Source organism: Arthrobacter cryoconiti (assembly GCF_020905375.1).
In the GTDB taxonomy this organism is placed as follows: Bacteria; Actinomycetota; Actinomycetes; order Actinomycetales; family Micrococcaceae; genus Specibacter; species Specibacter cryoconiti.
Genome location: NZ_JAJJBU010000022.1, coordinates 45,590 through 69,386 on the forward strand (window position 1 = coordinate 45,590; position 23,797 = coordinate 69,386).

The window sequence follows — 23,797 nt, forward strand, 5'->3', positions numbered from 1 at the left end:
ACAAGGCGGCTGCCGGCTGTCATTTCGTCCAACCACCGTTCCAGAGGGAATGGTGAGGTAAAGAGTGGCATCGACTATGGGGACGCAGGCCAAGAGTGTCTATGAACCCGGATGCATTTCTACTTTAGCACCCTCATGGTCAACCGACAGCCGCACAACGCGCCACGACACACCTGGTGTTCTCTGATCATCTCCCGCTGCGCCATATTTAGTGATGAATTCAACCACCTCGTCAGCTTCGGCACCGCCGTTGGCGAGGGTCATAACCGTCGGCCCGGCACCAGAGATAAATGCTGCATGTCCGCCCGCGCGCAACTGCGCGATCAAAGCTGAGCTTTCGGGCATTGCCTGGGCACGGTAGTCCTGGTGAAGGTAATCACGGGTTCCGGCCGTCAATAACTGCGGAGCGTCCTTGAGAGCATGGATCAACAGCGCTGTCCGGCCTGAGTTTGCTGCGGCGTCTGCATGAGGCACCGAAGCGGGAAGCAGCCCGCGCGCCAGTTCAGTCTTGACTTCAAAGTCCGGAACAGCCACTACGGGGATCACAGCCTGTGACGGAGTCACCTTGGTCGAGGAATATGTACGGCCTTCACGCCACGAAATAGCCACGGCACCAAAGATGGCAGGAGCAACGTTATCTGGGTGTCCCTCAATCTCAGAGGCAAGTTGAAACACCCATTGCGTATCCTGCCGGTCTCTGGCCTCCACCAAGGCGTTGGCCGCCATAATAGCTGCGACTATGGCTGAAGCGGACGACCCCAGTCCACGTCCGTGTGGGAGTACGTTCTCCGCCGTGATCCGCAAGCTACCGCGCCGATACCCAAGCCGGGCGAAGGCCAAATCCATGGCTTTGACTACTAGGTGGCTGTCATCTCGAGGCAGTTCGGCGATCCCTTCCCCGCGGAGATCAAATTCCAAAAGCTGTGTACCATCAGCACCGTCATGCCCCCTCAGGGTGGTAACGCTCAGGGTGTCATACAAGGACACTGCCAGGCCCAGCGAGTCAAAGCCCGGACCCAAGTTGGCGCTGGTGCCAGGCACCTGAACAGTTACCGTGTAGCCGATTCCAGGGACTTTTAGTTCGCCCGTTGTTAGCCCGTCAACTTCAGGCACACCATCTTCCGCCTGTTCCTGTGCAGATTGTGGCGTGGAATCTCTTGGTGACGCTGCGGTGGCGCGTGATCTCATCAAGTTCTCTGTCTCTGGGCTTAGCAACTAGCCATCGAGCCCAAGGGCCTTGGCTACTGTGACTACATCGAAGGGAACAGAGGTGGGCTCCACGCGGCTACCATCGGTGTTCGTCAGTGCCCAATCGGGGTCTTTGAGACCATGCCCGGTGACAGTGATGACCATTGTCTTGCCTGTAGGGACCTGCCCTGCGGCATGCTTCTTGATCAGCCCGGCAACACCGGCTGCGGAAGCGGGCTCCACAAATACGCCTTCTTTCGCCGAGAGCCACCGATGTGCGGCCAGAATTTCTGCATCCGTCACGGCCTCGATGAGCCCCCCGGATTCGTCGCGGGCCGCAATGGCAAGATCCCAAGAAGCCGGGTTGCCGATGCGAATGGCTGTAGCTATGGTGTCCGGTTCCAGGATGGGGTGCCCAGCCACGAAGGGGGCAGCCCCTGCAGCCTGAAAACCCCACATGATGGGCGTGTGCGTGGAAACCGGAGGCAAGATCCCTGATGTTGCGGACTCGTAGGGTGCTGCGTATTCCTTGTAGCCCTTCCAGTAGGCGCTGATATTACCCGCATTACCCACTGGTAGTAGGTGATAGTCAGGGGCGTCGCCCAGGGCGTCAACTACCTCGAAAGCTCCCGTTTTTTGCCCCTCAATGCGAGCAGGGTTGACCGAGTTGACCAAGAATACCGGGTACGCCTCTGCCAGTTTGCGGGCCACATCTAAGCAGTTATCAAAGTTCCCGTCCACCTGGAGCAGGGTTGCACCGTGAGCCACGGCTTGACTGAGCTTACCCATGGAAATCTTGCCTTGGGGCACCAGCACCGCACATGTCAGCCCGGCCGCTTTGGCGTAGGCAGCCGCAGATGCTGAGGTATTTCCGGTCGACGCGCACACCACCGCCTTCGCTCCAGCGGCTACCGCAGCCGTCATGGCCATGGTCATCCCTCGGTCTTTGAAACTGCCGGTGGGGTTCATCCCTTCCACCTTCAGGTACACGGAGTTCCCTGTCAGCTCGGAGAGCTTCTGGGCGTACACCAGTGGAGTGCCACCCTCCCCCAAAGTCACCACCGTTGTTTCTGCCGTTACGGGCAAACGCTCTGCATATTCGCGGACTACCCCGCGCCACTGATGAGCCATCAGACTCCCTCCACCCTCAAGACACTTGTTACCGAATTTATGATTTCCAGGCCATTGATGGCCCGAACCGTGGCTGCAAGAGAAGCCTCGCTTGCCCGATGCGTGATAATTCGAAGCTCAGCTGCGGCTGGGCCGCTGCCATCGCAGACGGCACGCTCACGGTGGACTGTTTGTCGCATGGTTTCAATAGAAACCCCATTCTCGGCAAAGAGAGCGGAAATTTTGGCCAGCACACCTGGCTGATCAGCTGCGTCTAATCCGATGTAGTACTGGGTCGTGACAGCTTCGATCCCGAGCACAGGCAACACACCCGTGGTGGTTTCAGTCCGACCAGGCCCACCCAGCACCATACGTCGGGCTGCCGAGACCACATCACCGAGGATGGCCGAAGCCGTTGGCGTCCCGCCGGCACCCTGCCCGTAGAACATGAGTTCACCAGCAGACTCAGCCTCAATGAACACAGCATTGAACGCGCCATGAACGGCGGCAAGCGGGTGTTCACGCGGCAGTAACGTGGGGTGAACCCGGACGCTCACGCCTTCCGTGCGGGAACCGTCGTCGTTGCTGGACTGAAGCTTCTCGGCAATCGCCAACAACTTGATAACAAATCCGGCATCCTTGGCTGCGGCGATGTCAGAGGCTGTGACGTCCGTGATGCCTTGGCAGTGAACATCTTCAAGGGCAAAGCGGGTGTGGAAGGACAGTGACGCCAAGATCGCTCCCTTGGCTGCCGCATCATGGCCTTCGATGTCAGCGGTGGGATCAGCCTCCGCATATCCCAGCCGGGTGGCCTCAGCTAGAGCATCGGCAAACTGGGCACCCGTGGTGTCCATCTGATCCAGGATGTAGTTTGTGGTGCCGTTGACGATCCCCATCACACGGGTGATCTTATCCCCGGCTAACGAATCACGGATGGGGCGCAGGATCGGAATGGCCCCTGCCACGGCGGCCTCATAGGAGAGCTGAACGCCGGCGGCGTCGGCCTTCTCATAGAGGCTAGGACCGTCCACCGCCAGGAGCGCCTTATTGCCGGTGACCACTGTGGCGCCGTGCTCAATGGCCTCCAAGATCAGTGTGCGCGCGGGCTCAATCCCACCGATCAGCTCAATAACGATGTCGGCCTCGCGCACCAAAGTTGAGGCATCGCTCGTGAAAAGTTCGCGCGGTAAGTCAACGTCGCGGGGCGCATCAACGTTGCGCACGGCAATGCCGGACAGCTCCAGGCGGGCACCGATGCGGGCCGCCAGCGAGTCCGCATCAGCACGCAGAATGCGGGCTACCTGGGCGCCCACATTGCCGGCTCCCAGGAGAGCCACCTTGAGGGTTTTGTGGATCGTGTCCGTGTCAGTCACGGCCGTGTTGCGCTCTGTCAAAAGGTTCTAAGCCCCTAAATCGCGTGCCAGCAAATCGTCTTCCGTTTCGCCCCGCACAATCAAGCGTGCAGTGCCGTCCTTGACGGCGACCACGGGCGGACGGGGAACGTAGTTGTAGTTGCTGGCTAATGCCCAGCAGTACGCACCTGTTCCGGGAACTGCCAGCAGATCCCCCGCCGCCACGTCATTGGGCAGATATACATCTCTAACAACTATGTCACCGCTCTCGCAATGTTTGCCCACCACTCGAGACATTGCCGGGATCGCCTGCGAAGCCCGATTGGCGACCACGGCCGAATAATCCGCGTCATAAAGCACCGGGCGGGCGTTATCGCTCATGCCACCATCCACCGACACATACCGTCGCGGCGCCGTCACACCGTCAGCGTTCGGCACTTCAACCTGCACGGTTTTTAGCGTGCCGGTCTCATAAAGAGTGAACGTTGTGCTGCCAACTATCGCCCGCCCCGGTTCAATGGAGATCCGCGGCGCGCTCATCCCCAGCTCCGCGCAGGTTTCGCGGACGACGGCGGCCATCGCCTGTGCGACCTCGTCAGCCGGCCGCGGTTTGTCAACTGTCGTGTACGCGATCCCGTAGCCGCCACCCAGATCCAGTTCGGGCAGGGTGACGCCGTAGGTCAGCTGAATCTTGTGGGTGAAGGCCAGCAGCTTGCGGGCCGCGATTTCAAAGCCCTCGGACTCGAATATTTGCGAGCCGATGTGGCAGTGAAAGCCGAGGAAGTTGATGCTCTCGGCATCTACGGCCAGCCTGGAGGCGGCCTCTGCGGCGCTCATGCCAGGCTCTTCCGGATCCTCGGCAATAAAGGACAAACCAAACTTTTGATCCTCATGAGCCGTGGCGATGGATTCATGCGTATGTGCATGGACTCCGGGGGTTAGACGCAACATCACGTTGGCAGTGGTGTTGCGAGCCGAGGCCAATGCCTCCACACGTTTGAGTTCATGCAAGCTGTCCACCACAATGCGGCCAAGTTTCATGTCCAGAGCGCGGTTGATCTCGGCGTCGGACTTGTTGTTCCCGTGGAGCCCTAGCCGTTCTCCGCTCAACCCTGCCCGTGTAGCCACGGCCAGTTCCCCGCCGGAGCACGTGTCAAGACGCAGACCCTCGGAGTCAACCCAGCGGGCCACCTCTGTACACAGAAAAGATTTGCCGGCGTAGTACACGTCAACCCCACCGCAGATATCCTCAAACGCTGCATCAAAAGCATCCTTAAACATGCGTGCACGCGAGCGGAAATCATCCTCACTCATGACAAACAGCGGCGTGCCAAAGCGCTGCTTGAGCTCGCTCACGTGAACACCGCTAATGGTGAGCTCACCGTGTTCGTTGCGTTCGACGTCGTGCGCCCAGAGCGCGGGAAGAAGCTCATTGACGTCACCAGCTGCGGGTAGCCAATTCGGGGCCAGCTCCGCGCCTGGGATGTGTTCTCCACCCATCAATTACATCCGTTCCGGCGCTGAAACGCCCAGCAGGGAAAGCCCGTTAGACAGCACCTGGCCCACCGCATCGTTGAGCCACAAACGGGTACGGTTCACGTCCGTGATCGCTTCCTCGCCCATGGGAGCGACGCGGCAAGCATCGTACCAGCGGTGGTAGGCGCCTGCGATGACCTCTAGGTGGCGGGCCACGCGGTGCGGCTCGCGGAAACTCGCGGACTGGCTAAGAACTCCCGGATACTGACCCAAAACTGCAAGAAGCTCGGACTCCGTTGCGTGGGTGAGCAACGATGCATCAAATGCTGTGCGCTCTACCCCTGCGGCCTCGGCATTGCGTCCTACCGCGGCGGTGCGGGCGTGGGCATACTGAACATAAAACACTGGATTCTCGTTGGACTTTTTGGTCAACACGTCCAGGTCGACGTCGATGTTGGAGTCGGAAGAGAAACGCGCCAGCGAGTAGCGGGCGGCATCCGTGCCGACCACGTCGACGAGATCCTCCATGGTGACCACGGTCCCGGCGCGCTTGGACATCCGCACGGGCTTGCCGTCCTGGACCAAGTTCACCATCTGCCCGATGAGCACTTCAACACGATTGGCGTCGTCGCCCATGGCAGCCGCTGCGGCCTTGAGTCGGGCCACGTAGCCGTGGTGGTCTGCGCCGAGCATATAGATGCACAGGTCAAAGCCTCGGTCACGCTTGTTCTTGAAATAGGCAATGTCCCCAGCGATGTAGGCGGCGTTGCCGTCGGACTTGATAACCACACGGTCCTTGTCATCACCGTATTCGGTGGAGTTCAGCCACCAGGCACCGTCCTTGAAGTACATGTTGCCGGAGCCTTTGAGCTGCTCAAGCAGTTTCTCGACGGCTCCGTCTTGAAAAAGCGAATTTTCGTGGAAATAGACGTCAAAGTCCACCCCAAACTCGTGCAGGGAATCCTTGATGGCGGTGAACATGAGCTCCACGCCTTGAGCCCTAAACCCTTCCTGCGGATCCGCCGAATCCAAGATGCCCGGATTCTTGGCAGTGATTTCCTGGGCGATGTCCTCAATATAGGCTCCACCGTAGCCGTCTTCCGGTGCGGGTTCACCCTGGGCGCTGGCCAGGAGAGACCTTGCAAACTTATCGATCTGGTTGCCGTGGTCGTTGAAGTAGTACTCGCGGGTCACACCGGCGCCCTGAGATTCGAAAATGCGTGCCAGGGAATCCCCGACGGCTGCCCAACGGGTACCGCCTAGGTGGATGGGACCGGTGGGATTCGCGGAAACGAATTCCAGGTTGATCTTGGTCCCGGCCATGGACGCGTTGGTGCCGTAATTTGCGCCAGCTTCCACGATGATCTTAGCCAGCTCACCAGCCGCAGCGGCGTCAACAGTGATGTTGAGAAAGCCTGGTCCGGCAATGTCCACCTTGGAAACGCCAGGGATATCCGCCAAGCGTATCTGCAGAATCTGCGCGATCTTGCGTGGCGGGACTCCCGCCGACTTCGCCAGCTGAAGGGCGATGCTGGTGGCCCAATCACCGTGGTCTCGGCTTTTCGGCCGCTCAATGCGGACTTCATTGGGCAGAGCGTCGGCGGGAACAGCAAGTTCACCGGCGTCGACGGCATCTTTGAGGCAGGCGGTAATGGCGGCAGAAAGTTCTTCAGGAGTCACACCTCCAAGTGTACGGTTCCGCCCGCATCCTCCCCCAATCCTGAACTTCCCAATCATTGTGCAGTAGATGCGGGTGCGGAGCACGTGAACCCGCATCAACCGCACAATGAACCGGGTGGGGAGCCCCGCAAAGCTCAGACGAAGTCGTCTTCGAGCATTTTAGGTCGGCAGATGATGAACGCTCCGACGCCCAAAAGAATCAGAGTGGCGAAGAGAAACACGAACGGTGCAGTCCAGGAGCCAGTCCCCTGACGCAATAGGCCAAAGAACAGCGGTCCGGCACATGCGAGCGCGTAACCCATACCCTGACCAAATCCAGAGAGCGCACCGGCACCTGCTTGGGTCCTGGTCCGGTGGTTGATCAATAGCAAGGACAAGGGGAACGTTCCCGGCCCCAGCCCAGCCAAGGACACCCAGAGCCAGGTGCCGTTAGCAGGAGACAGAAGTAATCCAAGGTAGCCAGCTACGAAACAAGCCAACATCACCAGCACTACCGGGAACGGGTTACGCATCTTAGATGCCACCAGAGGGATCATAAGGCTCAGTGGTAGGCCAAGCGCGGCAAAGAGCGCCAACATGGAACCGGCGTGGGCGCGGTCCAGACCGGCCTGGGTGAGGATCTCTGGCAACCAGGCAAAGAGGGCATAAGTGTTTAGCGATGTGCAGCCAAACATGAGGGTCAGTCCCCAAGCTGTAGGCGAGCGCCACAGGTTCATCTTCGGCGCAACCTCTTTGTGTACCGGCTTTGAGTGGATCTTCAATTCCAGTGCCCCAGCTGCTGGAGCCACCTGAGACGCTGCCGCCGTCGAACGCGGTGAAATCACAGCCAAGAGCCATGGCACCAGGGCAACGACGCTCACCCCGGCCCACGAGGCGAGCGTGAATTGCCAGCTGCCAGCGTCTGTTAGCGGCACCGCAAACTGCGCGGGCACCGCGGTTCCTACAGATAAGGCGGTGACGTACAAGGCCGTCATCAAACCAATTTTGCTAGGGAAATGCTTTTTCACCAGTGGTGGCAAAAGCACGTTTCCTGCTCCGAGGCCGCCAAAAGCTAGCACGGAGAGAATCAGGAACAGCGTCGTGTTGGGGGCAAAAACTCGGGCTACTTGACCAACGATTCCGGCAAGGATGGACAGGACGATCAGCCGTTCCAGCGAGGCCCAGCGAATCACATATGGTGTGAGAAATCCGAAGAGGCCAAATGCCGCTGTAGGGAGCATGCCCAGGATGCCGATGGTCGCTGTGCTCAGCGGGAGGTCGTGGTTGATGGTGGAGACCAGGGGCGGAACTACCGTCACAGCTCCGCGCAGCGTCAGAGCAGTCAAAATGATTCCAGCCCCGAAAAGCCATCCAGAGCGTTGAATATTTCTCACCATGCGTGCACCATTGCCCCAACGTTACCTGTACAGGGGGAGCTCGCACCCGTCATTACGTCTTCCGAATGCCGAGACACTCACCACGTCACGGTAGTGCCCGCCTCCCCCGGTTTTACATTGCATCCCCGGCACCTGCTAAGCTCTTTCACGTTCCCATTGGCAGCCACGGTTGCCTTGCCCTCGTAGCTCAGGGGATAGAGCGGTTGCCTCCGGAGCAACAGGCCGTAGGTTCGAATCCTATCGAGGGCACACTTTTTGACGGTGGCAGTTGCCGCGAAGTAATTCGCGGCAACTGCCACTTTTGTTTTCCCACTTAGTTCGCTCCAGCTGATGGCCACTAACCCTGCTACCTCCCACCTGAACCCTTGACTTCGCGCCCTGCATCCGTGAGGCTCGTCTGCAAACGAACAGCGAGGGGTGCTCATGGACCAGCCTGACTTTTTGAAGTTTCCAAAAGACTTTCTGTGGGGTGTTTCCACCGCCGCCTACCAGATTGAAGGTGCCGCGCACGACGGCGGACGCGGCCCCTCAAGTTGGGACGCTTTCGTCACGAAACCTGATCGGGTAAGCAATGGTGACACCGGCGACGTGGCTTGTGATCACTATCACCGCTATCGCGAAGACATAGCGCTGATGAAAGGGCTGGGAATTGATGCTTACCGTTTCAGCTTTTCTTGGTCGCGCGTCCAGCCTGGTGGCAGTGGCCCGATCAACCCAGCGGGTTTAGATTTTTACGACAGGTTGGTTGATGGACTGCTCGACGCCGGCATCACTGCGCGCCCCACACTGTTCCACTGGGACACTCCGTTGGAATTGGAGGATGCTGGCGGCTGGCTAAACCGGGATACTGCTGAACGATTCGGCGATTACGCGCAGATCGTCGGAAGCCATTTTTCCGACCGCATCCCTCGCTGGATCACCATCAACGAACCGGTGGCCCTGACAATGCTCGGGTACGGTGCGGGCATCCACGCACCGGGGCTCGCGCTCGGCTTTGACGCGCTGCCAGCGGCGCACAACCTGCTGCTGGCCCATGGGCTAGGGGTGCAGGCACTGCGGTCCGCGGGCGCCACTAATATTGGCATCGCTAACAATCACGCACTCACCTGGCCGGCCAGTGAGGAGGAAGCGGACGTGCAAGCCGTCGGGCTTTACGACAACATCGCCAATTGGATCTTCGCTGATCCGATCCTCACCGGCTCCTATCCGGATGCGGTGGCACCTTTCCTGCCACCGATTCCCGACGGCGATTTGGCCACGATATCCGCGCCGCTCGATTGGTATGGCATCAACTCCTACAATCCCAGTTGCGTTGGAGCACCCACGTCTGAAGGAGCCGCTCTGGTAGATGGACATTCCTTAGACTCCACGCTTCCGTTCTCCATGCGAGAAATTGTGGGATACCCGCGCACAGACTTTGACTGGCCCGTGGTTCCGGCCGCCTTTACGCAGTTGCTGCTTACGTTCAAGAAACGTTATGGCAAAAAACTCCCTCCGCTGTACATCACCGAAAACGGCGCCGCGTTCAATGACGGGCCAGATGCCGACGGCCGGATCCACGACCAACGGCGGATTGATTACACTGCCGGACACCTGCACGCTTTACAAGCAGCAATGGACGCCGGGGTGGATGTCCGCGGCTACTTTCACTGGTCGCTGATGGATAACTTTGAATGGGCTGCGGGATACTCCCAGCGGTTCGGGCTGGTCCACATCGACTACGAAACGCAGAAGCGCACCGCCAAGGACTCGTACTACTGGTACCGGGACCTTATTCGCACCAGCAAACTGGCTACGACGCTCTTGTAAAAGGGTCACCCCCGGGTGGAAGCTGGAGATGTAGGAGCCGACCCTACAAACAGGTACCCGAAAAGTAACTAAAGGAAGCTCAACAAATGCTCCAGCAGCGAATGAATCTCAACGAAGCTGATCCCTTGGCCTACAAACCCATGTACGCCATGGAGAAGTACATTCATAGCGCCGGTCTTGGCGAAGATCTGCTGGCGTTGGTGAAAATTAGAGCATCGCAGCTCAACGGTTGTGCCTACTGCCTGGACATGCATGGTCGCGAAGCCCGCGCGGCCGGCGTGGGTAACCGACGACTGGATGTCCTCTCCGGGTGGCAGGAGGCACCGGGGCTGTACTCGGAACGCGAACGGGCGGCCATTGCTCTCACGGAGGAAATGACTCTGATCGGAGAAGGCGGGGTTTCCCAGGAAACCTGGTTGGGTGTGAGCGCCGAATTTTCTGACGCCGAAACCGCCGCACTAATGATGGCCATCTGCGCCATCAACGTTTGGAATCGGATAGCCATCACCACCCATCAAGAGCTGCCCGAAATAGCGGAAAATTAGTCCAAAGCACCCTCCACACGAGTCCAAACAGGAAGCATCGAACAGGTGTAAGAATAGGCAGCATGGGCGAAACATTTGATGAGAACTTTTGGAACGAACGCTACGGTCGCGAGGGGAACGTCTGGAGCGAAAATCCCAACCCACAGCTCGTAGCAGAGGTTCGTGGACTTCGCGTCGGCACGGCTTTGGACGCAGGCTGCGGGGAAGGCACCGATGCCCTCTGGTTGGCCGGACTTGGCTGGCAAGTCACCGGCGTCGACATTTCAAGTGTGGCACTGGAACGTGCGGCAGCACGGGCGGTCTCCTTTGAAACGGCTGGCTCTGTTGTGTGGGAACACCATAATCTTCTTTCCTGGACTCCGCCAAAAGATTCCTACGACCTGGTGTCGGCCCAATTCATGCATCTGCCCAGGCAAGACCGGGAGCCGTTGTTTGCCCGTTTAGCGGGCGCTGTAGCACCCGGGGGGACGCTGCTTATAGTGGGTCATGCGCCGTCGGACGCCAGTTCCGGTGCCCGACGGCCCCACGGCACGGACCTGTTCTTCACCGCACAGCAAGTAGCAGCCACTTTGGACCCCGAATTGTGGCACGTCCAGGTCACGGAATCCCGGCCCCGGCGCACTGTGGGCCCCGATGAAACACAGATCACCATTGCCGACGACGTCATGAGAGCTCAGCGGCGTACCTAACGACGGCGGGTACTGACGCTTCCGCTAGTTGGACCGAGTTCCACCCGCCCTGTCTGAGTGGACGCTGCCGTTCATGAAAGAATTTCCCCATGACCACATTGATTGCCACACTTGCCGTGCTTGCGGGCTTGGCCTGGGCTTTGACGGCAACCGCGTCATGGATCTCGAAAAAGAATGCGCCACGTGCGTTGGGTCCCGGATCCGGAGCCAACCAAGGACCAGCTCGTATAACTCTTGCGCAAGAGCAAAGAGCGATGACGCGCGCACAGCTGCGGGTACTGATGCCGGTGATCTTCGCCGTCGTCATGTTCGCGGCACTATTGCGAATTTCGATCGGACTGGCCGGGCAGGCAGAACAATCTGTCTTATCGGCCTTGGCAGGCTTGGCAGCTCTGCCAATCGTGTTGACGTTGGTGCTCTCAGCCAGCGGCGGGCTGTTGCTATATTCAGCGCTTCCCGTCACACACAAAAATGTGCTCTCGCCACAACGTCTGCTCGGAAAACGAAGCTATTTCCTAGGTGCTACCGTACTTTTGGCCTTCATTGTCTTCTGCGTCGCCGTCTCTCTCAGCGCGCCGAGCCACCTGGGCTGGCAGATAAGTATCCCGCTCATTGTGGTGACCATGGTCTTTTCCGGTGCAACGATTCTTGCGCTGCGTCGCCTTTCCTCGACGGCATCACTGCCAGATCCGCGCATGGCTGGCCTTGACCTTCTATGGCGCAAAACCTCAGCCAAACTCTTGTGCACATTTGCGTACGGCGTGCTGCTTAGCTGCTTCGGTATCACCGCTTTCATTCTCGGGCAGTCAATACTGAGCACCAACACACCGCCCGCGGCACAGCAGGACTTTATGGTTCCAGGAATCAGCGCCTCAGTCGTGGGCGCCGCATTGGTGGTGGCCGGCGTCGGACTTTTGGTACTGACAGCTAAGGGGACGCTACATATCCGGAAAGCCGCCCTCGCTGACTCCGGCACCGCAACGGCATAAACTGGAGGGCACCATGACTTTCACTATCAACTACCCTCCCGCACTCCCTGTCTCCGAGCGCCGCGAGGACATCATGGCAGCGATCGCCGCCCATCAGGTCACCATCATCGCTGGGGAAACGGGCTCCGGAAAAACCACCCAGATCCCGAAAATGTGCGTGGAGCTGGGTCTGGCGGACAAGGGACTGATCGGCCATACACAGCCGCGCCGTCTCGCCGCACGCACAGTGGCTGAACGCATTGCCAGCGAGCTCGACGTCGAAATTGGCCAAGAAGTAGGCTTCCAGGTCCGTTTCACCGGTCATGTGGGCCCGCAAACCAAGATCAAGCTGATGACCGACGGCATCTTGCTGGCCGAGATCCAGCGCGACCGTTTGCTGCGCAAGTACTCCGTCATCATCATCGACGAGGCCCATGAGCGCTCGCTGAATATTGACTTCATCCTTGGCTACCTGCGCCAGATCCTTCCCAAGCGCCCGGATTTGAAAGTCATCATCACCTCCGCGACCATTGACCCGGAGCGTTTTGCCACCCATTTCGCCGCCGCAGACGGCCCCGCACCCATCATCGAAGTCTCAGGGCGAACCTTCCCAGTGGATATTCGCTACCGTCCGCTCTCTGGCCCGCCATCAGGGGCAAATACGGACGACGACGACCCCGGCTCCGATACGGAGGCTGACCCCTCCGCTGCCAGCCATCCGGGTGCCAGCCTTCCGGGTGCCAGTCGCAGGGCAGCCGACAAGCGGGTGATAGAGCGACGGGCAGCCGACAGGAACAGGGATGGCGGCAACGACGAAGAGGACCGAGACCCTCTCGATGCCGTGTGCGACGCCGTCGACGAACTCTCCAAGGAAGCCCCCGGGGACATTCTCATTTTCTTCTCCGGCGAGCGGGAGATCCGGGACGCCGCCGAGGCACTGCGGGGACGGACCAAGAGCAACCCGCGTCTGCGTGACGCTGAAATCCTGCCTTTGTTTGCCCGGTTGTCCCTGGCCGAACAGCACGCAGTATTCACGCCCGGTTCCCGGCGTCGGATTGTGCTGGCCACTAACGTTGCGGAAACTTCGCTGACGGTACCGGGAATCAAATACGTGGTGGACACCGGCACTGCCCGCATCTCCCGCTACTCGCACAGGACAAAGGTCCAACGGCTCCCCATCGAGCGGGTCTCCCAGGCTTCCGCCAACCAGCGCTCTGGCCGTTGTGGTCGCGTCTCCGACGGTATCTGTATCCGGCTCTACTCCGAGGAAGATTTCAACGTACGCAGTGAGTTCACCGACCCGGAAATCCTGCGCACCAACTTAGCGGCCGTCATTTTGCAAATGACAGCCATGGGTGTGGCCAAGGGTCCCAAAGACGTGGAGAAGTTCCCGTTCGTCCAGCCGCCAGACTCCCGTGCTATCACGGATGGTGTGACGCTGCTGCGCGAGCTCGGAGCCGTCAGCGCCCAAGGTGGCATCACCGGCGTCGGACGCCAGCTAGCCCAGCTCCCTGTTGACCCGCGGCTGGGCCGGATGATCGTTGAGGCCGCCAAACGCGGAGTGGCAGCTGAAGTCATGGTGCTTGCCGCCGCGCTGACAATCCAGGACCCTCGTGAGCGTCCCCAGGGGGACGGCACAAACAAGCAACAGCTGGCCACCGAAAAACACAAACGTTTTCAGGATGAAACTTCCGACTTCACCGGCTTTCTCAACCTCTGGCGTTACATCAAAGAAAAGCAGGCAGAGCTCTCCTCCAGCGCCTTTCGACGCCTGTGCAAAGCGGAGTTCATCAACTACCTGCGAGTGCGTGAGTGGCAGGATTTGTTCACCCAGCTCAAGGCGATGGGCAAGTCTTTGGACATTAGGGTCTCCGGCAAAGACATCGACCCGGTGGCTAACCACGACGCCATTCATATGTCGCTACTGACAGGGTTGCTGAGCCACATCGGTTTGTATGACCAACGCAAGCGCGAGTACGCCGGTGCACGCGGCACCAAGTTCGTGGTCTTTCCCGGCTCGGCGCTGTTCAAGAAATCCCCGGATTGGGTCATGGCGGCGGAGCTGGTAGAGACGTCTCGTCTTTGGGCCCGTGTTGCGGCCAAGTTCGATCCTTTGTGGGCCGAGCAGGTAGCCCCCGACTTGGTCAAGCACACCTACAGCGAGCCACATTGGTCCAAGAAAATGGGTTCGGTGATGGCGCATGAAAAAGTTACTTTGTACGGGGTGCCGATCGTCCCTGACCGCCGTATCCACTATGGCCGGGTCGATCCGGAGCTTAGCCGTGAGCTGTTCATCCGCCACGCATTGGTGGAGGGTGACTGGCACACCAACCACAAGTTCTTCCATCGCAACCAGGCTCTGCTTGCCGAGGTCGACGAGCTCGAGACCCGTATGCGCCGGCGCGACCTGCGCGTGGATGACGAGACACTGTTCGACTTTTACGACGAACGGGTGGGTGCGGACGTGGTTTCCGAACGCCACTTTGACTCGTGGTGGAAGGCCGCCCGGCGCGATTTCCCTGCATTGTTAGACTTTGATTCCCACGTGGTCATGGCCGAGGAACCCGCACTTGATGAGGCAGCCTTCCCGAAGATCTGGACTGAGGGTGAGTTTCTCCTGCCGCTCTCCTATGAATTCCACCCCACAGCTCCGGGCTCTGCGCCCAACCCATCCGATGGCGTCACCGTCCAAGTTCCGCTCCTATTCCTCAATCAGCTGCACGAGGCACCGTTTAGGTGGCAAATCCCAGGCCTGCGTGCCGAGCTCGTCACAGCATTGATCAAGTCGCTACCCAAAGCCGTCCGGAAGAACTTCATCCCCGCCCCGGATGTGGGACGTCAGGCTGCAGCCGCGCTCGCCCAAGACTTTGACCCCTCGACTGATGCGTTGGAACCTTCGCTGGAACTGGCCCTACGCAGGATCAAAGGCCATCTCATCGCACCCGGTTCGTGGAACTGGGATGCTGTCCCCAGCCATCTGCGTATGACGTTCACCATTGTCGATAAAGATGGCCGCGTCTTGGATGAAGGCCAGGACCTCGCCGAACTCCAGTCCAGGCTGGCCGGCGCCACACGCCGAGCCATCGCTGAACAGCTCGGTGCCACGCCCAAGACCACCCAAGCTGGGCGTTCTCCAATGGGAGGACTTCCAGCCGGTGGCGCTGGCACAGGCAAGAAAGGCGGAGCTCGCACCAACACGGAATCCACCGGCGGTCCCACGCTGACAGGTGCAGCAAAAGCGGCGGGTGAGTTTCCGGCGTCGACCGCCGATAATTCCCGTGGAATCCAGGAACGTTCGGGTCTCACCGAGTGGAGTGTGGGCTCGCTACCGCGTGAGATCAAACGCCTTGTATCCGGCCATACAGTGACCGGGTATCCTGCCCTGGTGGATGAAGGCACTACGGCGGCAATCCGTATTTTCCAGCGTCAAGATGTTCAGGAATCGGCCATGCGTGGCGGTGTAATTCGCCTACTGGCGCTGCGCATACCGTCCCCGGATCGGTATGTGCTGGATCATCTAAGCAACACTGAGAAGCTCACATTTAGTCAAAATCCGCACGGCTCGGTGACGGAGTTGATTGCAGACTGCACGCTCGCCACGATCGACAAACTCACCCCGGTGGCCCTGCCCTGGGAACAGAAGGCCTTCGACGCTTTGTATGAGGCCGTCCGGGCGGAACTGATAGACACCGTCTTCTCCGTGACCGCCGTCGTGGAGAAGATCCTAGCATCGTCCATGCGGATCAACAGGGCGCTGGGTTCCACCTCCAGCCCGGCCCTGATAAGTGCCATGAATGATGTGAAGATGCAGCAAGAATTATTGGTGTATCCCGGGTTCGTGGCGAAGACAGGCTTTGCCCAACTCAGCCAGCTACCGCGGTATCTATCTGGCATCGAACGCCGGTTGGAGAAGTTACCTTCCAATGTTGCTCGAGACGGAGAATCGATGGCGGCAGTCCAACGACTTGAAGACCAGTACGACGACGCCACGGCCGCCTTGCTGCCCGGACAGCGATCCACCGCGGCGCTAGAACACGTGCGTTGGATGATTGAGGAACTGCGCGTGAGCCTCTTCGCTGTAGACCTGGGAACCGCATACTCCGTGTCCGAAAAGCGCATCCGGGTGGCTCTGGCGAAGGCGATGGCTTAGCCCCCACCAACGCTCGGTTAGAACCGGGTCACAAATGGCCAACGCTCACGCACTATCGGAGTTATCCACGACGACGGTTGCCTGTCGCCAGGGGCTAGCGGCGGCAAAGTACATCAACTGTCCTTGGAAATAACGGCGCATACTTGGGTGCGTCGGATCCGGCGCGGTGCCGTCGCGTATTGCCATGCGTTGGGCCGTTTGGGCGAACGGGACCTTGAGGAACAGTGAATGGTCCCAGTACCCGGCCAATTCCTGACGGTGCAAGAACATCCCTTCGACAATGCAGGTTGTTCCACGAGGTGCCGCAGTGAGCTGTAAGTCCACTTTCACATCGAGTACGTGATCCGAGGACGCACGCCGGAAGAGCCCATCCCCGTGCGGCCCAAACGGGATGAGCACATCACGGACCAAGGATTCGTAGTCGTAGCTATCACGCCAGAATCCTTCAGGAGAATCGCGGCCCCTCCTATGCCTGACCTCGCGCAGGTTCAGGAAATCGTCAGCGTGGATAACCACCACACTGTGTCCTTGTCCTTCCAAGGCGCGTGCGAAATCCGCAGCAAACGTTGTCTTCCCGCTACCATCGACGCCGTCGACGGCCACAAGCGTGTAGCCATCCTGACGGTGGGGCGTGCCCTTGGCCAATAGTTCCATGAGCGCATCGCGGCATCTAGGAGTATTCTTCACGCCCCACCTCAAGTTTCAACACGATATTTCTGCAGGAGGGTTCACTCAAAGTGACCCTAAAGTAACCGAGCGTTGGAAAGGGCGGCGTCAGGACTCTGGGACGAACTCGTTGTGTCCCGCTGAGCGCAAGGCTTCCCGCAGTTTCTCGGCACTGCTGTCCAGCACGTCCGGTTGCGGATTATTATCCACTGCCCTGAAGTCGAAGTCCTCCAAGCTGTAGGCAGGGAAGACGTGAACGTGCAGATGATCCACTTCAAAGCCCGCAATAATCAAGCCGGCCCTCGGCGCATTAAACGCCGATACCTGGGCTACTCCAATGATCTGCGCAACACCCGTTAGATGAGCCATCAGCTCCGGAGTTGCGTCCGTCCACTTGTCGATTTCCTGGCGCGGCACCACCAGCACGTGCCCATCGGTCAGCGGAGCAATCGTCAAGAAAGAGACGCACATCTCGTCCTTCCAGACGAATCGACCTGGAATGTCACCGTCAATGATGTGTGTAAACAGCGTGCTCACGAAAGATGCTCCTAGAGAGTCGAGTTATCCAAGACGAAGCGGTATTTCACGTCGCCGGCCACCATGCGGTCGTAGGCTACGTCCAGTTCGGTGGCGTTCACCATCTCAATATCTGAAACGATGCCGTGCTCTGAACAAAAGTCCAGCATTTCCTGTGTCTCAGCGATGCCACCAATGAGCGATCCGCCATAAGCGAGGCGTTTGCGCACCAGCAACGCCGGGTCCACGGGAGGCATCTTTGCCGGCGGCAACCCTAGCTGAATTAGGGCCCCGTCACGGGCTAATGTCCGCAGGTAATCATTGATATCGTGGACGGCCGCCACGGTGTCGATCACCACGTTCAGAGTGCCCTTGGCATCTGCCATCTGCGCGGCATCGGAGGAAATCACCACGTGATCTGCACCCAATTCACGAGCAGCATCCGCCTTGGATGGAGACGTTGTAAAAACCGTGACCGTGGCGCCCAAGGCCTTCGCGATCTTGACCGCCATGTGACCCAATCCGCCAAGGCCCACAACTCCAACAGCATCGCCTTCAGAAACGTTCAGGTAGCGAAGCGGAGAGTAAGTGGTGATGCCCGCACAAAGGAGAGGTGCGACGGCGGCCGGATCCAGATTTTTCGGGACTTTGAGCACGTAGCCCTCATTAACCACAATGGAAGAAGAGTACCCACCCTGGGTGACATCCCCTCCGTTGCGCCAGTCCACAACACCATAAGTGCCGGTGTTCCCGTTCTCGCAGTACTGTTCGAAGCCTTCCAAGCAGGAATCACAGGTACGGCAAGAGTCCACCATGCAGCCCACGCCCACGCTATCCCCAACGGTAAAGTCCGTGACGTCTGCACCTACGCGGGTGACCTTGCCGACGATTTCATGCCCCGGGACCAACGGATATTTCGCGGGTGCCCATTCGGAGCGGATCGCGTGTACATCTGAATGGCACAATCCACAGAAGTCAATGCTAATTTCGACGTCGTTGGCGTCGGGGGTGCGCCGTTCAATGGTGCTCGGGCGTAAGCCTGAGTCGGCGGCGGTGGCTGCGTATGCTTTTACTTGCGTCATAGTTCAACTGTATCGCCGTTGCCGGTCTCCAACGGAAGTTCCGGGTGATTTGACCAGGCAGACCAGGAGCCGGGAAAGAGCGCAGCCCGGAACCCCGCAATCTCCAATGCGGCGATTTCATGGGCCGCCGTCACGCCTGAACCGCAATACACCGCCACGTCCGATCCCTCCGTAATTCCTAGCGCGGCAAACCTGGATCGCAACGCGGCCGCTGGCAAAAAGGTTGAATCTGTTGACAAGTTTTCACTCGTGGGCGCACTGAGAGCACCTGGAATATGCCCCGCCCGCGGATCGATCGGCTCGCGCTCGCCCCGGTACCGCTCCCCGGCCCGCGCGTCGAGCAAGATTCCGTGGGCTGCCCACTCCCCTGCCTGCACAATATCCAGCGCGGGCTTTGCCCCGTACCGTACGACGGCGTTTCCCGGTTCCGCGCGTTCCTCACCCGTCTCGAGGGGAAGGTTCGCTGCGCGCCACGCCGCAAGACCGCCGTCGAGCAAGAACACATCAGGCACACCGGCGTAACCCAGCAGCCACCAAGCCCGGGCGGCGGCAGCCAGCCCAGCGTCGTCGTACGCAACTACGGTGTCACCGCTGTTGATACCCCAACGCCGCACGGTTTGGCCAAAGGCTTCCTGCGTCGGGAGCGGGTGGCGCCCCTCTCCGGGTTCACCATGGCCAGCCAATTCCTCATTCATGTCCACGAAAATGGCACCGGGCAGATGGCCCTTCTGATAGTGGGCATGCCCGTGCGGATCTCCCAGAGCCCAGCGTACGTCCAACAAAACGGTATTTCCCCCGCGGCTCAACAGCCCTTGCAGCTGATCCACACTGATTATGACGGCCACTTTTGTCTCCTTTACGTTCACGCGGCTAAAGTTCTTGCCTCAAACCTAGCGCCGGAGGGGCCACTGCGCGCGCAGTCAAGGGAAACTCTGGCGCGAGAGGACGTTTTGCGCTACCGTTTGCTTCAACCATGCGCAGAACAGGGCATTGGTTGGCGTTATTCTTTGTTCATGAGAACTTCGACACTAAGCACACCCGAAGAGCTGTCTTGGACTCACCAAGCCATGCACAAAGTTCAAGCGGAGAACAACCGTTCCGCAGATACCCACTTGTACAAAATAGAACTTCCCGCGCAATGGGGCGTGGACCTCTATGTCAAAGACGAGTCATGCCATCGCACCGGTAGTCTCAAGCACCGTCTGGCCCGCTCCCTCTTCCTTTTCGCTTTGGTCAACGGTTGGATCAACGAAGGCACCACCGTCGTGGAGGCAAGTTCGGGCAGCACTGCGGTGTCCGAGGCTTACTTTGCGCAGTTACTCGGCTTGGACTTCGTCGCCGTGATGACGCGTTCCACAAGCCCGGAAAAGATTGCCTTGATCGAAAGCTTCGGGGGTCGATGCCACTTTGTGGATAAGGCCGACGAGGTCTACTCCGCCGCTACCACCATCGCCGCGGAGACGAACGGTCACTACATGGATCAGTTCACGTACGCCGAGCGGGCCACCGACTGGCGAGGCAACAACAACATCGCGGAATCAATTTTCACCCAGATTTCCCATGAACGCTTCCCGGAACCTCGCTGGGTAGTCGTGGGGGCAGGCACCGGCGGCACTTCCGCGACGATCGGGCGCTACATTCGCTACCACGGCCACGGAACACAACTGGCCGTCGTCGATCCCGAAGGGTCAGCTTTTTACCCCGCGTGGGCCAGTGGCGACATGTCAGTGGTCACCGGTCAGTCCTCCCGTATCGAAGGAATTGGCCGCCCCCGCGTGGAGCCCAGCTTTGTGCCAGGCGTCATCGATTCCATGTTCCAGATCCCGGACGCAGCGTCTGTGGCAGCCATGATGCACTTTTCAGAGTTGACGTCACTGCCTGCTGGCCCCTCCACAGGGACAAATCTATGGGGCGTGTGGCAGCTGGTGGCCAAGATGGTGGCCAACGGTGAGCGCGGCAGCATCGTCACGCTCAAGTGCGACGGCGGCGAACGGTACATGGGTAGCTACTACAACCCGCAGTGGCTAGCCGAGAAGGGCTTGGATCCAGCTCCGCACTTGGCCGTCATCAACCGGTTCTTCGAAACTGGCCGCTGGGACGCCTAACGCTGGCTCCCTGACGCTGACGGCGTGCCAAACTGGTCACGGCGTGTGGAATTTCCCACCACCCCGCCAGTTTGGCACGCCGTCGCGGCAGATACTTAGATCTCGACCGACTCGCCGGATGCCAAATGCCGGAATTCCGTGCCGTGTAACGCACCAATACGGCCAATATGCGATTCGGTGAAACCCAATCCTGTCTCAGTGAGTAGGCTGTCATGGATTTGGAACGCGTGAGGCGCCCGGACGGAGACCACAAAGTCGACTACCTCCTCCACCTTGGACCACGGCGCATGAACAGGCACAAGCAGCGTCTTCACTTGAAGACCATGCGGGACTGAAAAAGAATCACCAGGGTGGTAGACGGAGTCATTGACCACGTAGCCCACATTTGCAATCACTGGAATCGACGTATGAATCAGTGCGTGCTGGCCGCCAAAGCAGCGGATTTGAAAGCCCGCAGTACTGAACTCGTCTCCGGGTGCGGCATCTTGAATCTGTTCTGCGGCTTCCGGAGCAGCCTCACGCAAAGTGGCGGCAAGCCCCGATGGAGCGTAAAGCACCACGCGTGTATTCTCACGCAGCGAACTCAGCACGGCCTCTTGATCGATGTGGTCGGCGTGCTCATGTGTGACTAAAATGGCGTCAACGCCGTTCAACGCAACGCTACTTTCAGAGAAGACGCCCGGGTCAATGACCAGCGCCTGTCCTGCTTGTTCAAGTCGTACACAGGCGTGGGTATATTTGGTCAGCAGCATGCGCTCAGCATATACCGCACGCACATGGACGTTGAGGAGCGCACCCTCTCTCTAATCCGGGTTCGCGCCCTTTGCGTTAGGCTGGTTAATCGGACTGACACACGCAGAAAGCAGGTTCAGAGCATGTCGGAAGTGCCGGTGAAAGAACAGCGCGTCACTAAGCAACGTCTCGCCATCAGCGCAGCGTTGGATGGTCTGGACGATTTTGTCAGCACTCAGGAACTACACCGACTGCTGGCGGACAGAGGCGTTCGTGTCTCCCTGGCCACCACGTACCGAATTTTGGCCTCAATGTCAGAAGAAGGCGCAGTAGATACCCTGCGCAACGGCGAAGGAGAAGCCGTATACCGCCGCTGTTCAGCGACCAGCCACCACCACCATCTGTTGTGCCGCAACTGTGGACGGACAGTGGAGATCGAGGCTCCGGCAGTGGAAAGCTGGGCCGCCAAGATTGCCAGCGAAAATGGTTTCACACAGGTTCAGCACACCGTGGAGATCTACGGCCTATGCCCGGAATGCACTCTTCAAGCAAGCCACAGCTGAAACTACCGCTCCCGCTCTAGTTACGGTCAAGCTGCTGTGCGCACAGACCAGCCGCGTCGGCGTCGCACAGTACCAACGACACGCGCAATGACGTAAATCAAAAACGATAAGGTCGTCACGTACGGACTGATCGGGATCCGCCCTCCTAAAGCCAGCAAAATCCCTCCCACGGTAGCCACCATTGCGAATGAAACGCTCAGCAAGACCACCATGCGTGGTGCGGCGCTCACCTGCAATGCCGCAGCGGCTGGCGTGATCAACAGGGCCAACACCAGTAGAGCACCGACAACTTGGATCGACAGTGCCACCGAGATGCCCAACAAGAACATGAAGGCCAAGGACAACGCCCGGACAGGAATGCCCCGTGCAGTAGCAATGTCCGGATCCACGCTGGCAAACGTCAGTGGGCGCCAAATCAGAACCAGTCCAACAACCACGACCAAGGCTGTCAGCGCCAGAACGGAAAGCGCAGTGGAATCAACGGAGACGATCTGACCGGTCAAGAGACCAAACTTATTGGCGGCACGCCCCTGATAAAGGGAGAGAAATAGGATACCCAGGCCCAGCCCAAACGGCATGATGACCCCGATCACGGAGTTCTTCTCCCGCGCCCGCACTCCCATGACTCCCAGGAGCAATGCAGCCACAACGGAACCGACGAGTGAGCCGAAGATGACGTCGGCACCGATGAGAAGCGCAAAGGCTGCCCCGGCAAATGACAGCTCGGCAATGCCGTGGACTGCGAATGCCAGGTCCCGCATCATGACGAATGTGCCGATGAGTCCGCCCACGAGACCCAAGATGGCACCGGCCAGCAAGGAGTCCCGGAACAGTGGCAACAGCTCGCCGTAGTCCGTGAAATTGAACACTGCGGAGGTAAAGTCGGTCCAGTTCATGCCGCGTGCCCTTCTTCGCTGCCCGGCGTACCCTCCAGATGGCCGTCCATCACCGCTTCGGGCATCCCCACCACCACAATGCGACCATTGCTGTGCAGCACTTCCACACGAGTCCCGTAGAGGGCCGAGAGTACCTCGGTGGTCATAACCTGCTCTGGAGTGCCAATGGTGAAACGACCTCCGGCTAGGTACAGCACGCGGTCTACGTGCTCCAAGATCGGGTTGATCTCATGGGTGACGAAGACGACGGCGGTCCCGTGTTCTTTCGCTTGTTTGCCCACTAGGGCGCTGACAGCTTTCTGGTGATTGAGATCCAGGGACAGTAACGGCTCATCGCACAAGAGCACCTTGGGGTCCGACGCAAGAGCCTGAGCAATCCGGAGGCGCTGCTGCTCACCACCGGAGAGCATACCCACCGGAATTTTTGCATAAGAGCCAGCGCCTACCTCGCCCAACAATTCGTCAACTCGTTTTCGGTGCGCGCGCCCACGCAGACGGATTCCCCATTTGTGGCCGTCAATACCTAAGCCCACCAGATCACGTGCACGCAGGGGTGTGTCTTCCGTAAAGTGCCTCTGCTGGGGAACGTAACCGATGGCGCGGTGTCCGCGTCGGGCCAGCTCTCCACCAATCGTCACCGTCCCGGAATCCAGCGGAAGCAACCCCAGCAATACTTTGAGGAAGCTAGTTTTCCCGCTGCCATTGGCACCGAGTACGGCCAGAAACTCACCGGGAGCAATATCAAGCTCCAATCCATCCCACAGCTTGCGTTGGCCAAATCCGAGCCGTGCACCGTGCACACTCACGGCAGTCAGCTTAATGTCCGTCGTGTCTTGCGCTCCCATCGGCATCCGCCCGTCCGCTCCGGCCGCCATCCCCGACGACGTCCCAGTG

General features: G+C 59.3%; 20 protein-coding genes and 1 tRNA gene. 8 read left to right on the forward strand and 13 right to left on the reverse strand.

Features of this window, described 5'->3' with window-relative positions:
- Positions 1–99: 99 nt before the first annotated feature.
- The 6 genes from thrB to LOH53_RS11435 all read right to left on the reverse strand — a co-directional run bounded on the left by thrB (position 100) and on the right by LOH53_RS11435 (position 8,182).
- On the reverse strand, positions 100–1,113 hold the full coding sequence (gene thrB, locus LOH53_RS11410; protein WP_230067871.1) for a homoserine kinase: 1,014 nt from the start codon (positions 1,111–1,113) through the stop codon (positions 100–102).
- A 102-nt stretch (positions 1,114–1,215) separates the two neighbouring features.
- Positions 1,216–2,319, reverse strand: a complete 1,104-nt coding sequence (gene thrC, locus LOH53_RS11415) for a threonine synthase (protein ID WP_230067872.1) — start codon at positions 2,317–2,319, stop codon at positions 1,216–1,218.
- A complete protein-coding gene (locus LOH53_RS11420; protein WP_230067873.1) occupies positions 2,319–3,692 on the reverse strand; it encodes a homoserine dehydrogenase in 1,374 nt (457 codons plus the stop codon). Before LOH53_RS11420 ends, thrC begins: the two co-directional genes overlap by 1 nt.
- Positions 3,693–3,698: 6 nt before the next feature.
- A complete protein-coding gene (lysA, locus tag LOH53_RS11425; protein ID WP_230067874.1) occupies positions 3,699–5,150 on the reverse strand; it encodes a diaminopimelate decarboxylase in 1,452 nt (483 codons plus the stop codon).
- Between the two features lie 3 nt (positions 5,151–5,153).
- Entirely contained in the window at positions 5,154–6,806 is a 1,653-nt protein-coding gene (gene argS / locus LOH53_RS11430; RefSeq protein ID WP_230067875.1) for an arginine--tRNA ligase, read from the reverse strand.
- Between the two features lie 134 nt (positions 6,807–6,940).
- Complete coding sequence (locus LOH53_RS11435) at positions 6,941–8,182, reverse strand: MFS transporter (RefSeq protein WP_230067876.1); 1,242 nt, start codon at positions 8,180–8,182, stop codon at positions 6,941–6,943.
- A gap of 176 nt (positions 8,183–8,358) precedes the next feature.
- Between LOH53_RS11435 and LOH53_RS11440 the strand changes: the two genes are divergently transcribed.
- The 6 genes from LOH53_RS11440 to hrpA all read left to right on the forward strand — a co-directional run bounded on the left by LOH53_RS11440 (position 8,359) and on the right by hrpA (position 16,343).
- Positions 8,359–8,431, forward strand: a tRNA-Arg gene (locus LOH53_RS11440).
- Positions 8,432–8,605: 174 nt separating this feature from the next.
- Positions 8,606–9,991 carry a GH1 family beta-glucosidase gene (locus tag LOH53_RS11445; protein ID WP_230067877.1) on the forward strand — a complete coding sequence of 462 codons (1,386 nt, stop codon included), beginning with the start codon at positions 8,606–8,608 and terminating at the stop codon, positions 9,989–9,991.
- 86 nt (positions 9,992–10,077) lie between these two features.
- The gene (locus LOH53_RS11450) at positions 10,078–10,536 is read left to right on the forward strand and encodes a carboxymuconolactone decarboxylase family protein (RefSeq protein WP_230067878.1); all 459 of its coding nucleotides are present in this window, start codon (positions 10,078–10,080) and stop codon (positions 10,534–10,536) included.
- Positions 10,537–10,598: 62 nt separating this feature from the next.
- The gene (locus tag LOH53_RS11455; RefSeq protein WP_230067879.1) at positions 10,599–11,225 is read left to right on the forward strand and encodes a class I SAM-dependent methyltransferase; all 627 of its coding nucleotides are present in this window, start codon (positions 10,599–10,601) and stop codon (positions 11,223–11,225) included.
- An 89-nt stretch (positions 11,226–11,314) separates the two neighbouring features.
- A complete protein-coding gene (locus LOH53_RS11460; RefSeq protein ID WP_230067880.1) occupies positions 11,315–12,214 on the forward strand; it encodes a hypothetical protein in 900 nt (299 codons plus the stop codon).
- Between the two features lie 13 nt (positions 12,215–12,227).
- Positions 12,228–16,343: an ATP-dependent RNA helicase HrpA gene (gene hrpA, locus LOH53_RS11465; RefSeq protein WP_230067881.1), complete on the forward strand. Its 4,116-nt coding sequence runs from the start codon at positions 12,228–12,230 to the stop codon at positions 16,341–16,343.
- 45 nt (positions 16,344–16,388) lie between these two features.
- On the opposite strand, the gene LOH53_RS11470 is transcribed toward hrpA, so the two are convergent.
- The 4 genes from LOH53_RS11470 to LOH53_RS11485 all read right to left on the reverse strand — a co-directional run bounded on the left by LOH53_RS11470 (position 16,389) and on the right by LOH53_RS11485 (position 19,452).
- Positions 16,389–17,030, reverse strand: a complete 642-nt coding sequence (locus LOH53_RS11470; protein ID WP_230067882.1) for a nucleoside/nucleotide kinase family protein — start codon at positions 17,028–17,030, stop codon at positions 16,389–16,391.
- Positions 17,031–17,117: 87 nt separating this feature from the next.
- Positions 17,118–17,546 (reverse strand): HIT family protein, encoded by a 429-nt coding sequence (locus LOH53_RS11475; protein ID WP_230067883.1) that lies wholly within the window; start codon positions 17,544–17,546, stop codon positions 17,118–17,120.
- Positions 17,547–17,557: 11 nt separating this feature from the next.
- A complete protein-coding gene (locus LOH53_RS11480; protein ID WP_230067884.1) occupies positions 17,558–18,607 on the reverse strand; it encodes an NAD(P)-dependent alcohol dehydrogenase in 1,050 nt (349 codons plus the stop codon).
- The gene (locus LOH53_RS11485; protein WP_230067885.1) at positions 18,604–19,452 is read right to left on the reverse strand and encodes a sulfurtransferase; all 849 of its coding nucleotides are present in this window, start codon (positions 19,450–19,452) and stop codon (positions 18,604–18,606) included. The genes LOH53_RS11480 and LOH53_RS11485 overlap by 4 nt, the downstream gene beginning before the upstream one ends.
- Before the next feature lie 222 nt (positions 19,453–19,674).
- Between LOH53_RS11485 and LOH53_RS11490 the strand changes: the two genes are divergently transcribed.
- Complete coding sequence (locus LOH53_RS11490) at positions 19,675–20,712, forward strand: PLP-dependent cysteine synthase family protein (protein WP_376991386.1); 1,038 nt, start codon at positions 19,675–19,677, stop codon at positions 20,710–20,712.
- A gap of 95 nt (positions 20,713–20,807) precedes the next feature.
- On the opposite strand, the gene LOH53_RS11495 is transcribed toward LOH53_RS11490, so the two are convergent.
- Positions 20,808–21,464 (reverse strand): MBL fold metallo-hydrolase, encoded by a 657-nt coding sequence (locus LOH53_RS11495; protein WP_230067887.1) that lies wholly within the window; start codon positions 21,462–21,464, stop codon positions 20,808–20,810.
- A 123-nt stretch (positions 21,465–21,587) separates the two neighbouring features.
- Here LOH53_RS11495 and LOH53_RS11500 point away from each other — a divergent pair, with 123 nt between their 5' ends.
- Complete coding sequence (locus tag LOH53_RS11500; RefSeq protein ID WP_230067888.1) at positions 21,588–22,007, forward strand: Fur family transcriptional regulator; 420 nt, start codon at positions 21,588–21,590, stop codon at positions 22,005–22,007.
- A 26-nt stretch (positions 22,008–22,033) separates the two neighbouring features.
- Here the strand turns inward: LOH53_RS11500 and LOH53_RS11505 are convergent, their stop codons facing one another.
- Positions 22,034–22,903: a metal ABC transporter permease gene (locus LOH53_RS11505; protein ID WP_230067889.1), complete on the reverse strand. Its 870-nt coding sequence runs from the start codon at positions 22,901–22,903 to the stop codon at positions 22,034–22,036.
- Positions 22,900–23,748 carry a metal ABC transporter ATP-binding protein gene (locus LOH53_RS11510; protein WP_230067962.1) on the reverse strand — a complete coding sequence of 283 codons (849 nt, stop codon included), beginning with the start codon at positions 23,746–23,748 and terminating at the stop codon, positions 22,900–22,902. Before LOH53_RS11510 ends, LOH53_RS11505 begins: the two co-directional genes overlap by 4 nt.
- Positions 23,749–23,797: the final 49 nt, after the last annotated feature.